The organism is Xanthocytophaga flava (assembly GCF_030068545.1).
Lineage (GTDB): Bacteria > Bacteroidota > Bacteroidia > Cytophagales > 172606-1 > Xanthocytophaga > Xanthocytophaga flava.
Genome location: NZ_JASJOR010000008.1, coordinates 78,993 through 92,293, shown reverse-complemented (window position 1 = coordinate 92,293; position 13,301 = coordinate 78,993). Strand labels below are relative to the sequence as shown.

10 protein-coding genes are annotated in these 13,301 nt (G+C 38.7%); 5 read left to right on the top strand and 5 right to left on the bottom strand.

The window, feature by feature from the left end; all coding sequences use genetic code 11:
- The first annotated feature begins 85 nt into the window (after positions 1-85).
- Positions 86-2,866: a tail fiber domain-containing protein gene (locus QNI15_RS13715; RefSeq protein WP_314032176.1), complete on the top strand. Its 2,781-nt coding sequence runs from the start codon at positions 86-88 to the stop codon at positions 2,864-2,866.
- 469 nt (positions 2,867-3,335) lie between these two features.
- Entirely contained in the window at positions 3,336-3,749 is a 414-nt protein-coding gene (locus QNI15_RS13710; protein WP_313980110.1) for a hypothetical protein, read from the top strand.
- Positions 3,750-3,942: 193 nt separating this feature from the next.
- Here QNI15_RS13710 and ffh read toward each other — a convergent pair whose 3' ends face one another.
- From ffh to QNI15_RS13685, 5 genes are all read right to left on the bottom strand, one after another.
- Complete coding sequence (gene ffh, locus QNI15_RS13705; RefSeq protein ID WP_313992571.1) at positions 3,943-5,265, bottom strand: signal recognition particle protein; 1,323 nt, start codon at positions 5,263-5,265, stop codon at positions 3,943-3,945.
- A 258-nt stretch (positions 5,266-5,523) separates the two neighbouring features.
- Complete coding sequence (locus tag QNI15_RS13700; protein ID WP_313992569.1) at positions 5,524-7,017, bottom strand: sensor histidine kinase; 1,494 nt, start codon at positions 7,015-7,017, stop codon at positions 5,524-5,526.
- A gap of 340 nt (positions 7,018-7,357) precedes the next feature.
- A complete protein-coding gene (locus tag QNI15_RS13695) occupies positions 7,358-8,686 on the bottom strand; it encodes an amidohydrolase (RefSeq protein ID WP_314032174.1) in 1,329 nt (442 codons plus the stop codon).
- Between the two features lie 106 nt (positions 8,687-8,792).
- A complete protein-coding gene (locus QNI15_RS13690) occupies positions 8,793-10,055 on the bottom strand; it encodes an NAD(P)/FAD-dependent oxidoreductase (RefSeq protein ID WP_313992563.1) in 1,263 nt (420 codons plus the stop codon).
- Between the two features lie 78 nt (positions 10,056-10,133).
- The gene (locus QNI15_RS13685) at positions 10,134-11,225 is read right to left on the bottom strand and encodes a hypothetical protein (RefSeq protein ID WP_313992561.1); all 1,092 of its coding nucleotides are present in this window, start codon (positions 11,223-11,225) and stop codon (positions 10,134-10,136) included.
- Between the two features lie 202 nt (positions 11,226-11,427).
- Between QNI15_RS13685 and QNI15_RS13680 the strand changes: the two genes are divergently transcribed.
- The 3 genes from QNI15_RS13680 to QNI15_RS13670 all read left to right on the top strand — a co-directional run bounded on the left by QNI15_RS13680 (position 11,428) and on the right by QNI15_RS13670 (position 13,292).
- Positions 11,428-11,934, top strand: a complete 507-nt coding sequence (locus QNI15_RS13680; protein ID WP_313980094.1) for a GbsR/MarR family transcriptional regulator — start codon at positions 11,428-11,430, stop codon at positions 11,932-11,934.
- 75 nt (positions 11,935-12,009) lie between these two features.
- Positions 12,010-12,396: a hypothetical protein gene (locus QNI15_RS13675; RefSeq protein WP_313992559.1), complete on the top strand. Its 387-nt coding sequence runs from the start codon at positions 12,010-12,012 to the stop codon at positions 12,394-12,396.
- 59 nt (positions 12,397-12,455) lie between these two features.
- On the top strand, positions 12,456-13,292 hold the full coding sequence (locus QNI15_RS13670) for a DCC1-like thiol-disulfide oxidoreductase family protein (RefSeq protein WP_313992556.1): 837 nt from the start codon (positions 12,456-12,458) through the stop codon (positions 13,290-13,292).
- Positions 13,293-13,301 lie beyond the last annotated feature (9 nt).

Sequence of the window (13,301 nt, the reverse complement as noted above, 5' to 3'; positions counted from 1 at the left end):
CCATCTCGGAGATACTCTCAGGATGAAAAGGATTTCACCTGACCTCAAAAGTAAAATGTACTATTTCAGAAAACACACAAACACAATGAAAAAAATAGGCTTCATAGTATTACTGTTCTGGATTATAACAGGTTATTCACTAGCACAAGCCCCTAAAAGCGTCAACTATCAGGCAATAGCCCGTGACGCATCCGGAAATCCTATTCCTAACAAAACTGTTGGAATACAGCTTAGCATTTTGCAGGGAGCGACCAATGGCGCTATAGTATATGTGGAGACTCATCAGCCTGTTACAGATGATTTTGGGTTATTTACGTTAGGTATTGGTACAGGTACCCCAACAACAGGTACACTTGCTACTGTACCTTGGGAAAAAAATCCTTTATTTCTAAAGGTAGAAGTAGATCCGGAAGGAGGCACAAATTATACACTCTCAGGTATTAGTCAGTTAGTATCTGTTCCATATGCTTTGTATGCAGACAAAGCAGGCAATGCAATTTCTTACAAAGCAGGAAAAGGGATTACCATAAAAAATGATTCGATTATCAATGAGGCTCCCAATCAGGTAGTAACCATTACAGGTAAAGGAGTCACCACTGTTAGTGGTACTTATCCTAACTTTATAGTAGAAACAACTAGCACTACTGGTACACCTGGTCCTGCAGGCCCTAAGGGCGATAAAGGAGATACAGGAGCAACTGGCCCTGTCGGACCGCAAGGGCCGACTGGGCTTCAGGGACCCGCAGGCCCTGCTGGCCCCAAAGGAGATACAGGATTGCAAGGTCCAGCCGGAGCACCAGGAGTAAAAGGAGATAAGGGAGACAAAGGTGATCCGGGTCCGGTTGGCCCACAGGGTCCACAAGGACCTCCTGGAACAGGAACAGGGGCAACTTACACTTCGGGTCGTTATATTTCTATTGAAGGCACTACAATTAATAACACGGCTCCTGATCAAATTGTACAGCTTACAGGAAAAGGAGTTACTACAGTTACAGGAACTTATCCAAGCTTTACCATAGAAACTCAACCTGTTGCGGGTCCTTCCGGACCTCAAGGTCCAGCGGGTCCTGCCGGAGCACCAGGAGGAAAAGGCGATAAGGGCGATAAAGGTGATACAGGGGCAACTGGTCCTGCCGGGCCTCAGGGTCCGCAAGGCCCTCCCGGAACTGGTGGTGGAGGCACAAACTATACTGCTGGCAGATATATATCTATTGAAGGAACTACTATAAATAATACTGCTCCTGATCAGGTAGTGTCAATCACTGGAAAAGGTGTAACCACAGTTACCGGAACCTACCCTAACTTTATAGTAGAAACAACCAGTACCAGTGGTACACCTGGACCTCAAGGACCAGCAGGACCTAAGGGTGATAAGGGAGATCCAGGACCCATGGGACCGGCTGGACCCAAAGGTGATCCTGGAACACCAGGTACAAAAGGAGATCCTGGTGCACAAGGTGCAGCAGGTCCTCAGGGGCCGGTTGGACCAAAAGGAGATAAAGGAGATGCCGGATCACCTGGCGCAAAAGGCGATCCAGGAACTCCAGGTGCGCCAGGTGAAGCCGGGCCAGCAGGCCCGAAGGGTGATAGAGGGGAGCAAGGAGCACCAGGCGCAACTGGGCCACAAGGTCCAATGGGACCTGTCGGACCCAAAGGAGACAAGGGAGATCCAGGTACTCCAGGTCTGGTGTACAAAGCAGATGAGGCAACATTAACACTGAATACAACCAACAATACATTCAGTGCTTTTAATGACAAACAAATCTGGAACGCTACTAAGATTATCAGTATTCCTGTGTATGATAAGGTAGCTCCAACTGATGGCCAGGTGTTGAAATATAATGCTCAGGGTGGTTACTGGATATCAGCTCCTGATAATACCGGAAATGCCAGTGAATTATGGTTACAGAATGGAGCAAACATCTTTAATTCAAATCTGGGAAAAGGAAATGTGGGTATTGGAACAAATAATCCAGCTACATCTTTAGAGGTATTTGCCTCCACAGCAGGTAGAATACCCCCAGTCCAATTAACATTGAGTGGAGATAATATAAGTTCTTCAGCCATATTTAAGAGTACAAGCTATCCAACATATTGGCAACTGGATGGAAGAAATCAAACGATTAATAATGACGGAACTACAGAACCAGATGGACTATTTAATTTTAATTTTAATAATGGACAAAGTACAGATCCTTTAGTCACTATAAACTATAGATATGGATCAGGTTCCACTGGATATGGGAGTCTGGGTATCAATACATCCAATCCTGAACGTGAACTTCATATAATGGGAAACCGCTTTGGAAATGCAGGATTGATTCTGGAAGCTCAAAGTTCTTCAGGTACATCGCAATGGGAAATAGTTACTGCTGCATCTAATGGAAAAACGGATTACCTGACTTTTTACCATAACAACACACTACTATCCTATATGGATGGTGCGGACGGACTTGTCAAATCTTTTTCAGATCGTACTCTGAAAAAGAATATTGAACGACTGAATCATGTTTTGCCTAATGTCATGCGTTTACAACCTACCCGTTATCATTATCTGCATAACACTGATGAATCCCCAAAATCTTATGGGTTTATTGCACAGGAAGTTGAGAAGATATTTCCAGATCTGATACAGGAAGTCGATGGTAAAAAATCTCTGAACTATTCAGCCTTTACAACTATTGCTATACAAGCCATAAAAGAACAACAGGAACAAATCAATTCTCTTCAAAAACAATTAGCAGAAAAGCAGAGTACACTGGATCAGCAAAAGGCACAGCTGGAAAAACTGGAATCCGGATTAAATCTGTTAATGGATAAGATTGAGAAAATAGAAAAGAGTGATAAAAAGATAGCTAGTAAGTAATTTTTTAGCCATAAGATAGTAAAACGGGACAAGCTATAAACTTGTTCCGTTTTTTGTAGTGAATATACTATCACTCATCCGCTTTAAAGTCCTCTCATCCCCTAAGATTTCCTTTCTCCATATAAAATAAGCCATACAGGTTACAGAAGGACATTCTTCCCATAAACTTTCAAAACAAGTTACTTACATATAGAAGGTAAGCAACACAAAAATCAGAGGTTTTGTCCGAAAATGAACGTTATATGTCGCAAAACGGACAGGCTTAAAAACAGTAAAGAAATAAAAACCTCTAAATTACGCTAAAAACACACTTTTCATAGATTGGCACATCAATTGAAAAGTACTTATCAACGCAAACAACTATAGAAACTATAAACAATTTTTGAAAGAATTCTTTACAACTATGGCAACTAACATCAATTTCTCTAACATTATCTCAACTACAACTAACACTTTAACAAGTACAACTATGAACGCTCAAGTAAAAAACAACCGTTTCCGTTCTGCATTCCGCAAAGCCGTTTTCACAGTAGCAGCAGCCATTGCAGTAGCAGCCACTCAAGTAACATTTGGTGCAACAGGACCAGAACCAGCAGCTTCTGCATCCTTACAAGCTGTAGTATTTCAATTACCAGAGTCAATGAAATTCAAAACAGTGATTGCACCTTCACAAAACAATAAGCTGTTTATTACAATTAAGAATCAGAAAAATGAGTCTGTATATACTGAAGCCTTAAAAACCAATAATGGCTATATTCGTACATTTGACTTCAGTACAATGGCAGATGGTGAATATACCTTTGAAATTTCTAATGGCAAAGAAACCCAAAGCAAGAAATTCAAAATCGAAACAAGTACCGAACGACTTGTAAAAGTAAACTAATCTTAACAAACCCTTACAATTCAACAGCGGCCATTCAAAAATGGCCGCTGTTTTTATATCTATTCTGCACAGAATAATGCAACATTCAACATTGTGAAGAGTTAAATCCTCTTCGATATAGTTTAGTTTATTCTACCATAAAAAATGCCCAACTTCCGGGTTGGGCATTTTTTATGATTTCTATTTTGAACTATTATTTTTTCCGAACCTGCTTAGCCATTGACCGCATATCCATCTGGTTCATCATCTTCATCATTTTCTTCATCTGATCAAACTGTTTCATCAGGTTATTTACTTCTTGAATACTGCGGCCACTACCTGTAGAAATTCGTTTACGACGACTAGCATCCAGAAGTTCAGGGTTCGCACGTTCTTTAGGTGTCATGGATTGAATGATAGCTTCAATAGGTTTGAAGGCATCATCATCAATCTGAACATCTTTCAGCATATTGCCCATACCCGGAATCATACCCACCAAATCCTTAACAGGTCCCATCTTTTTGATCTGCTGTAGCTGAGACAGGAAATCATCAAAATTAAACTGGTTTTTACGGATTTGTTTGCTAATCCGGCGTGCTTCTTCTTCATCATAGGCCTGTTGTGCACGTTCTACCAATGAAATAACGTCACCCATCCCCAAAATCCGGCTTGCCATCCGATCAGGATAGAAGACATCGATTCCATCCATTTTTTCACTGGTACCTATAAACTTAATAGGTTTATCTACTACAGCTTTGATAGACAAGGCAGCTCCACCTCTTGTATCACCATCTAATTTAGTTAGTACTACACCATCAAAGTTGATCCGGTCATTGAACGCTTTTGCTGTATTTACCGCATCTTGTCCTGTCATTGAGTCAACAACAAACAAAGTCTCAGTAGGCTGAATAGCTTTCTTTACCGCCTCAATCTCACGCATCATTTCTTCGTCTACTGCTAAACGACCGGCAGTATCCACAATCACTATTTTCTTTCCTGTAGCTTTGGCATGCTTGATAGCATTTTGAGCAATTTGTACAGGATTTTTATTTTCAGGCTCCGCATATACATCTACCCCAATCTGCTCCCCCAACACTTTTAACTGATCTATCGCAGCTGGACGATACACATCACAAGCAGTCAGCAATACATTACGGCCTTGTTTTTTCAAATACAAAGCTAGCTTTCCAGAGAAGGTAGTTTTACCAGAACCTTGCAAACCAGACATCAGTACTACAGCAGGGTCACCTTTGGTATTTATATCTACTTTTTGCCCACCCATTAACTCGGTCAGCTCATCAGAAACAATCTTAACCAACATCTGGCCTGGTTCAACAGCAATTAGAATCTTTTGGCCAAGTGCTTTTTCTTTAATGGTATCGGTTACACTCTTAGCAACTTTAAAGTTAACGTCGGCATCCAGTAAGGCTTTACGCACTTCCTTCAGTGTAGCTGCAACATTTACGTCTGTGATCCGGCCTTTACCTTTTAGCGTCCGAAGTGCCTGGTTAATATTCTGGGATAAATTCTCAAACATATGTCAATAAATGTATTGATCTGTAAGCGATGAATAGTTAGAACTACAAAATTACGTTAAAATAAGGTATAGATTTCCTTTTCCTTTCCAAAAGAAATAAAATACTATACTCAATAATCAAAGATATCTCATGCAAAGAGTCAGCAAACTTACATAAAAAGACAAATTGATTTTCATGGATTATAAAAAAAGGGAAAAATCTGTTTCGCAGGCTACAGACTTTTCCCTTTTATATGCATTTTGCTTTAGATATTTCTCTCAGTTTTCAGAGCAGGGACAAAGATTCGGAATTTCCAGGAAGAAGGTTGTCCCTTCTCCTACTACTGACTCCACTTTGATGTTGCCTCCCAGTTTCTGAATGGATTCTTTTACTATATAAAGACCTAATCCTGGTCCTGCATTTGTTTGTGTAGCCCGATAAAACATGTCAAAAATACGATCCAGGTGCTGAGGATAGATACCTTGTCCATTATCCGTTACCTCAATACGTGCTTTTTCTTTACTAACATTGATATTAATCTTAATGAAAGGATTTTTCCGTCGCAGATAACTATATCTTATTGCATTGGACACAAGGTTATTAAAAACCATTTTCAGGCGTCGTCTATCTGAAAAAAAACACTCTTCTTCAGATATATTTATGTCTTTTCTGATTTTATCAGCATTATCCATATGTTCAACACCATCAAATATCTCACTGATAAGAGTATCAAACTGAATTTTCTCACTGACAATTTCCAGATTTGAATTTTTAGAGTAATCAATAATCTCCCGTACAAAGCCATCCAGTTTCAATACACTCTTTTCCATCATTTCCAGATAGTGTGTCACTTCATCTCTGCTTTTTTCATCTTTTGCAACAGCAATCAACCCCAACAGGGAAGTGAGAGGTGATCGCAAATCGTGAGATGAACTGTATACAAACCGGTTTAGTTCCTGTTTTACCTTTTGAAGTTCTGCCTGCTGAATATGAAGCCTTTGTGAAGCTTTTACAGTCTGAGTAATGTTGCGGAGAAAGATAGAAGAGCCCAAAACTTCTGAATCTTTATAAATAGGGAAGAATTTTATTTCGTACACCAGATTGTGATTTCTACACGAAAAATGATCTTCATATGTAGTTGCCTTACCCTGCAATGCATCGGAAATCCGTGTACTCCATATGGGTTTTAACGGGTCAGGAATACACGCCAAAACAGATTCTCCATATTCGAGTTGTATATCCATGGTAGTGAACAGTTTATTCATCTGCTCATTATACTCTACTACCATACCCTCCTTGTCAATTACACCGATCGCTGTATCACTATTCTCCAGTATAGCATTCAGGTGTATTTTTTGAGTCTCAACTTCTCTTTGTGATTTTTCTCTGATTCGCCGATGCTCCTCAGCAAGTGATTTTTGTTCATCCCAAATAGTTTTAATATTCCCCTGTAACAATCTCACTGCCTCAAATAAAACAAAAAAAGGATCTTCTTCTGAAATCTCCTGAAGCTGAAAAGCAGATTTTTCTCCTAAAATTATACCTTCCATACAAGCAATCAACTGATTTGTACGCTGGTGTTGAAGATATTTAAGGTATTCATTTTCCTGCTTTAACTGGTCAATAATGACTAATAGTCGCTCTTGTTCCAGATTTGTTATTTCATTCCGCAGTGTTTGAATATAGGACGGATGAGAAACCTCATGAACTTTAGAATATTCTATATTCTGGTATAACTTCAATACATCCTCAGAAGAATGCATTAAAGTCATGTTTTTAGCCCTGTGGGGTTGAAGACGTTCGTGCAAATAATCCAGGAGGTGGCCCATTCTAAAAAGTATAATAAAAATAGTTACATAGTTATCTGATATATAAAACTAACAACTGCCAGTTTCTTACAAGTCTATAGAAACATAACTCCTGAAAACTCCAAAAAGATAGTTTAGCTTACAGTTGCTTAACGATATACGCATATTTGAAAATATCTTTATTATCTATACGCTCCATCTCCAGAAGGTAAATCAGAAAAACTCAAAAAAACATAGATTTTGAATGAAACCACTCATTATCCATCTATAGACAAGTAATATACCAGATAAATACAATTTATTTTTATTTACTTTTTAGCAAATCAAGCACTGCGGAAGACATAGCTTGCACTCCCGTTTTTATAGCAGGTTCAGGTAAAGGAGCAAAGGTAGATGAATGGAGACTGGGTAGCTGTTTACCAGTTTTCATACTTTCTTCAAACTTCTTCGGGTCTACAGCACCAAGCCAAAACATACAAGTAGGAATTTTTGGTTCAACCCGTGCAAATCGGGCAAAATCCTCTCCTACTGTACTTGGAGGAGTATTCACAACATTATCAGTGCCTAATACTTGCCGAAAAGCACCTGCCAACCGTTTGGTTAAAGCCACGTCATTAATATTTGAAGGTGTGTATTGATCTCTTATTTTAATTACAGGATATAACTCTTCAGGAATGCCGGCAGCTTGGGCAGTACCATTGCAAATACGCTTAATGGCAGCAATTGTATGAACACGCACACTATCATCAAACGAACGAAGTGTGAGTTGCAATTTTACTTCATTCCCGATAATGTTATAGGCACTTCCTCCATGAATGCTGCCTACTGTTACTACACAAGGTTGAAAAGGAGAAGTTTCACGGCTTACAATAGTCTGTAAAGCCAGTACAATCTGTGATGCCAGTACAATAGGATCTTTTGTGGTATGAGGCATAGCGCCATGTCCTCCAATACCTCTTACCGTAATATCAACAGCATCCACACTAGCCATCATAGGCCCTTCGGTATATCCAACTTTGCCAGCAGGAATAGCTGCATGATCATGCAGTCCTACAACATAGTCAGGACGAGGAAATTTTTCATATAATCCCTGGCGTAGCATAGCAATGGCTCCCCCACTTCGTTCTTCAGCTGGTTGACCAATAAAAACCAATGTTCCTTTCCACTCTGGTTTTAACATAGCCAATGCCTGTGCTGTCCCTGTAAACACAGTCATATGCAAATCATGTCCACACGCATGCATAGCGCTTACATCTCTTCCATCTTCCTGCATAATTACTTTACTGGCATATGGTAAGCCTGTTTCTTCTTTTACAGGCAGTGCATCCAGGTCAGTACGCACCATGATAGTAGGCCCCTTCCCATTACGTAATACACCAACTACTCCATATCCTCCAAAATTTTCAGTTACTTCAAATCCAGCTTCGCGTAACAAAGCTCCCATTTTTGCCATAGTTTTTTTTTCCTGAAATGAAATCTCAGGATTAGCATGCAGATAGGTATACAACTCATACCAACTGGCATAAGACTTATCTACAAAAGCTTTGACTTTAGCATTTGTTCCATCCATTTTTTGGGAAAATACAGGCAGAAACATGCCTGCACAAAGAAGGAAAAGCAATACTTTCTTCATAAAAAATATGGTTTGTTACACTAAATAAAACAGGACATTCTATAAGGATATACTTACAAAATGTCCAAGCTATAGAAAATGATTTGTATTTAAAAGCGGCAGATCGTTATTGAAACAATAACCGAGCATAAAATGTTGGACTTCGCAGAGACGAACGAAGGTCTATGTCATTAAACATAGAGGAAAGCAACTGTTTTAAGGCCGGGTTACGATTCGCGCGATTTACAACCATATTAAATAAAGAGGGATATGCCAGCAATCGTTGCATACGGGTACTAATTCGCAGTTCATTCCCCAGGCGACGATATACAGCCTGATCATACCCAGCCAGAAAATCACCTGAATACACTTGATTTTGGATACTTTTCACCGCCTGATCCGCAGCCCAGCGACCACTAATCATAGCATTACTAATACCTTCTCCAGTAAACGGATCAATCAGGTGTGCAGCATCCCCCACCAACATATATCCATCTCCGGATAATTTTCTACGTTTAGATCCAAGTGGCAAACCATACCCTTTGATTTCTCCCTGAAGTTTTGCATTGGCAAATCGTTTCTGCAAAGCAGGATGTGTCTGTATTAACTCCTGCATGCTTTTCTTCAGGTTAATCTTCTGCCTACTGATTGTATCACTTAACATGCCTACCCCCACATTGGCATATCCATTTGCTAACGGAAATATCCAGAAATAACCAGGTAAAAAAGGTTTCAAAAAATGTAGCTCTATAAAACCATTCAGGTCTAACCCTTCGACTCCTTCATAATAGGCACGTAATCCAGCACAAAAATGCTTAGGTTCAGTAGTAATCCCTGCAATGTGACGGGTAAAATTGGATTGTGCACCATTCGCCACAATCAATAGTTTTGTTTCTATAGATTGTTGATTAGAAGCTGTAATTACCCAACCAGCTTCTGTTTTCTGATAGTCAGTTACCTCTACCCCTTCCTGAAAATCAATGAGTGGGTTCTTTTTTACCTGTTCAATTAAAAAATTATCAAAGTCCATTCGCCGCATCAGGTATCCTGGAGAGAACCCTGAATATTCTACTGAATTTGTTGTACTACTAGTAAAGAAAGACTCAGAACTTTTAAAAGAAATGCTCAACCATTTTTCATTAGGTGCAATGAAATGAATACCCTGTGAAGGAAGAGATTCAGTATGTGTATGAATTGCAGGAAGGAAATCTTCCTGTATACGTCTTAATTCACTCACTACTTTTCCACTTAAAGCATCCCCACAGATCTTGTCTCGTGGAAAAACAGCTTTATCCAGAAGTGTACAGGAAATACCGGCTTTTGCCAGCTGTAAAGCCGCTGTGCTACCTCCAGGACCAGCACCTATTATACAAACATGGGTTTGTTTCATAGTCAAAAGTAGTCAGAAATCAGAATATGCTTCTACAATTAATCTTTGAATTCTTAAAACACATGACTTTCTTCCTGATTATAATGTTTTTACACGCAGATATTGATAGGATGATTCATTTATGTTTTCATCTCCAGTAAAGTATGCCTTCTCATGCAGGATACGGACATATAAGGCACCATCAGCCCCCCAAAAAATCTCCTTACTACTATCCTCTGAAGGAGCCCAGTTTTTAAATGATGCTTTTACAATAGGCATAATGTTAGCATCCCGAATAGTGTATAATTCAAATTCTCCAGTACTTTCATAAGGGTTGGCATAGATGCAAGCAACATACTGTTTGTTTGCAGATATATACGGAAAACCTCCGAACTCCTGTGTTAATTTTCCAGTACGTTTATCAACAAACTTATAATCCCAGCTTTCATAGTATGTACCTTCTATCACATATTGATTTAAAGATTCATATTGCCCAGCATAGCTATATACTTCTCTATCCTCTTCTGCATCCGGTTTGTCTACAAAAAGTTTTGTAGTTTGTTCACAAGGCAGTTCTATCACGCCATTCTTTTTTTGAATCTGAATAGTATCTGAGAGAAAATAATTGACAGCAGACCCTTTTTTCTCAGAAAAAGTTGCTTTATCAACTAGTTCCAATGTCACGTATTGGGTCAAGGGCTTAGGCTTTGTTAGATATTCTGTTTTGTCATTTAAAGTGATAGCTGTAATGACATTCAGATCTTTTGTTTCCAAACTGAGCATTGACAGCTCCCCTGTTGACTCTTTTTGTACATATACCTTCTCCCAGGCAGTACGTTCAACTTGTTTTCCATTTTCTTCATAACGTCTAGTCAGGTGATTAAGAATACCCAGCCAGGTATCTTTTACTTCGATCACATCCAGCTTCTGCCCATATTCAAACTGTCCCAATGTCTCAGACTGTATTGAAGGTTTGTCTCTAAGCTCAATTCCATTTCGGTTTGTCACGTATACAGATTTTATCACTTTAACTTTATCATAATCTACCAGATTGCCTTTACTCTTACTGATTAAATCAGTAGTTACAATAGTATCTGCAAGGATAGAGGTCTCTGATTTTTTAGACGAATTATCACAACTACATAAAATGGAAAAACTTGTAAAAAACAATAATTGAGGAACAAATTTCATAATAATCAAAATTCTGATTTTATAGTATATAGTTTATTTTCTTCTCTATTTTGAACGAATATCAGGCAAGGTTACGAATAAAAAATAATAATGGTAGGCTTTTCATAGGAAAGTCAAACACTTTTTGTATCATAATCTAAATCGATAACAAATATGTTTCAAAAAATTTTGAAAGTATAAAAACAGAATATACCTTTGTTCCATGGAATTACAAGAAGCAAAAGATAAGTTTGTCCAGGCATGGGGTACCTTGGGTTCACAATGGGGTATTAACCGTACGATGACTCAAATACATGCATTATTACTCGTAAGTGCAGAGCCTCTCAGTGCAGATGATATTATGGAACAATTGCAGATCTCACGTGGAAATGTAAATATGAATGTGCGGGATTTGATTGACTGGGGATTAGTCTTCAAAGTACTGAAGCCAGGTGAACGCAAAGAGTTTTTCAGTGCTGAAAAAGATATATGGAAAGTATTCAAACAAGTAGTTAAAGAACGTCGTCGCCGAGAACTTGAACCTGTATTTGGGATTCTGGAAGATGTATCAAAAGTTGAAGGCAATCCAGATAATCCTGAATACAAAGCATTTATCAAGCCAATTCAGGATATTCAGAAGATAGCATCACGGGCAGATAGTACACTGGAAACCCTAACTAAAGCCGACGAAAACTGGTTTTTCAGTACGCTACTGAAACTATTAAAATAAGTTTCCTGACCCCGTTTTCTTAACGGGGTTTATTTAAAAGCATAACTTTCATTTCTTACTGAAAATTTAGTAACTATGACGTCTCCTATTCGCTTTATAGGCTTTTACATACAAGTTTTTCTGGTTGTAGTAACCATTATTTCGTTTCTTACTTTTCAGCCTGCAGGAATCTTCTTAGGACTTATCTTTTCTTTCTTTATTGGAATCTGGCAAGTGATTAGTGCAATAGTCTGTACGATCAGATTCTGGAACAATCATCACTTTATCCGACGGCTATTCTGGTATTGGCTCCTGGTTATTATCTCCTTAAGTAGCTTTGGATTTTTATACTCACAACATATTCTTTCACAGGATATCTCTTTTGCTATTCTATTTGGACTATCTGCAATCACAGCACTTTATTATCTGTTTATAACCTATCAACTATTGTATTCAGAAGACTCTTCTTCCAGTTCAACCTGAACTATTATTTTTCACCCATATCTTTCAAATTATTCTGAACATATAAAATACATACAACTATGAAACCCGTCTCAAAAGCTATCATATATGATAGCAGCTGTCCTATGTGTCAAACATATACTAAGGGTTTTGTCAAGTGGGGTATTCTGGCTCCCGAACATCGTATCTCTTTCTGCGAACTTGAGCCAGACCAAGCCCAAAGATATATGGACCTTACCCGAAGTAAGCATGAGATCCCGCTTGTAGATCTATCAGGAGGTAAAACCCTATATGGAATAGAAGCTCTATCCTATCTTCTTAGTCAACGTTTACCGTTTATTCAAACATTTTTATCATGTAAACCCATTCGTTGGTTCTGTCAAAAGTTATATAGTTTTATTTCCTATAATCGTCGAGTAATTACGGCTACTGTTTCTGAAAACAAAGGAATAGACTGTAAGCCAGACTTTCACCTCTCTTATCGATTGCTTTTTATCATTTTTGGAATTCTAATTGCAAGTCTTATTACCTGGAAATTAGGTATCTCAACCTCTGCTTATTCCTCCTCACTCTCAGGCTATAGTATGTTACTGATTTGTGGATCAGGTTGGCTGGTACAAATGATAACTGCTATAATGATTTTAAAAGGTCAGGAAAGAATAGAATACCTGGGGCAATTAGCAACTCTTATGTTGATAGGTACATTGGTCCTCCTTCCTGGTTTATGGATTGACACCCTTACTCATCATTCGAGTGTGATCTGGCTTGCAGGAAGTGTACTGGTCAGTAGTTTACTAATGCATACAGAACATCTTCGAAGGCTTCGCTATCTCAACCTCCCTATATATTGGTTATTTCTCTGGTCTGTGGCTTTATTTAGTACAGCCCTTTCTGAACTCTGGATCTTTATCAGATAATACAAGTAT

Excerpts from the sequence above, each read along its gene's own strand:
- QNI15_RS13715 (WP_314032176.1), top strand. The coding sequence starts at position 86 with ATGAAAAAAATAGGCTTCATAGTATTACTGTTCTGGATTATAACAGGT.
- QNI15_RS13710 (WP_313980110.1), top strand. The coding sequence starts at position 3,336 with ATGAACGCTCAAGTAAAAAACAACCGTTTCCGTTCTGCATTCCGCAAA.
- ffh (WP_313992571.1), bottom strand. The coding sequence starts at position 5,265 with ATGTTTGAGAATTTATCCCAGAATATTAACCAGGCACTTCGGACGCTA.
- QNI15_RS13700 (WP_313992569.1), bottom strand. The coding sequence starts at position 7,017 with ATGACTTTAATGCATTCTTCTGAGGATGTATTGAAGTTATACCAGAAT.
- QNI15_RS13695 (WP_314032174.1), bottom strand. The coding sequence starts at position 8,686 with ATGAAGAAAGTATTGCTTTTCCTTCTTTGTGCAGGCATGTTTCTGCCT.
- QNI15_RS13690 (WP_313992563.1), bottom strand. The coding sequence starts at position 10,055 with ATGAAACAAACCCATGTTTGTATAATAGGTGCTGGTCCTGGAGGTAGC.
- QNI15_RS13685 (WP_313992561.1), bottom strand. The coding sequence starts at position 11,225 with ATGAAATTTGTTCCTCAATTATTGTTTTTTACAAGTTTTTCCATTTTA.
- QNI15_RS13680 (WP_313980094.1), top strand. The coding sequence starts at position 11,428 with ATGGAATTACAAGAAGCAAAAGATAAGTTTGTCCAGGCATGGGGTACC.
- QNI15_RS13675 (WP_313992559.1), top strand. The coding sequence starts at position 12,010 with ATGACGTCTCCTATTCGCTTTATAGGCTTTTACATACAAGTTTTTCTG.
- QNI15_RS13670 (WP_313992556.1), top strand. The coding sequence starts at position 12,456 with ATGAAACCCGTCTCAAAAGCTATCATATATGATAGCAGCTGTCCTATG.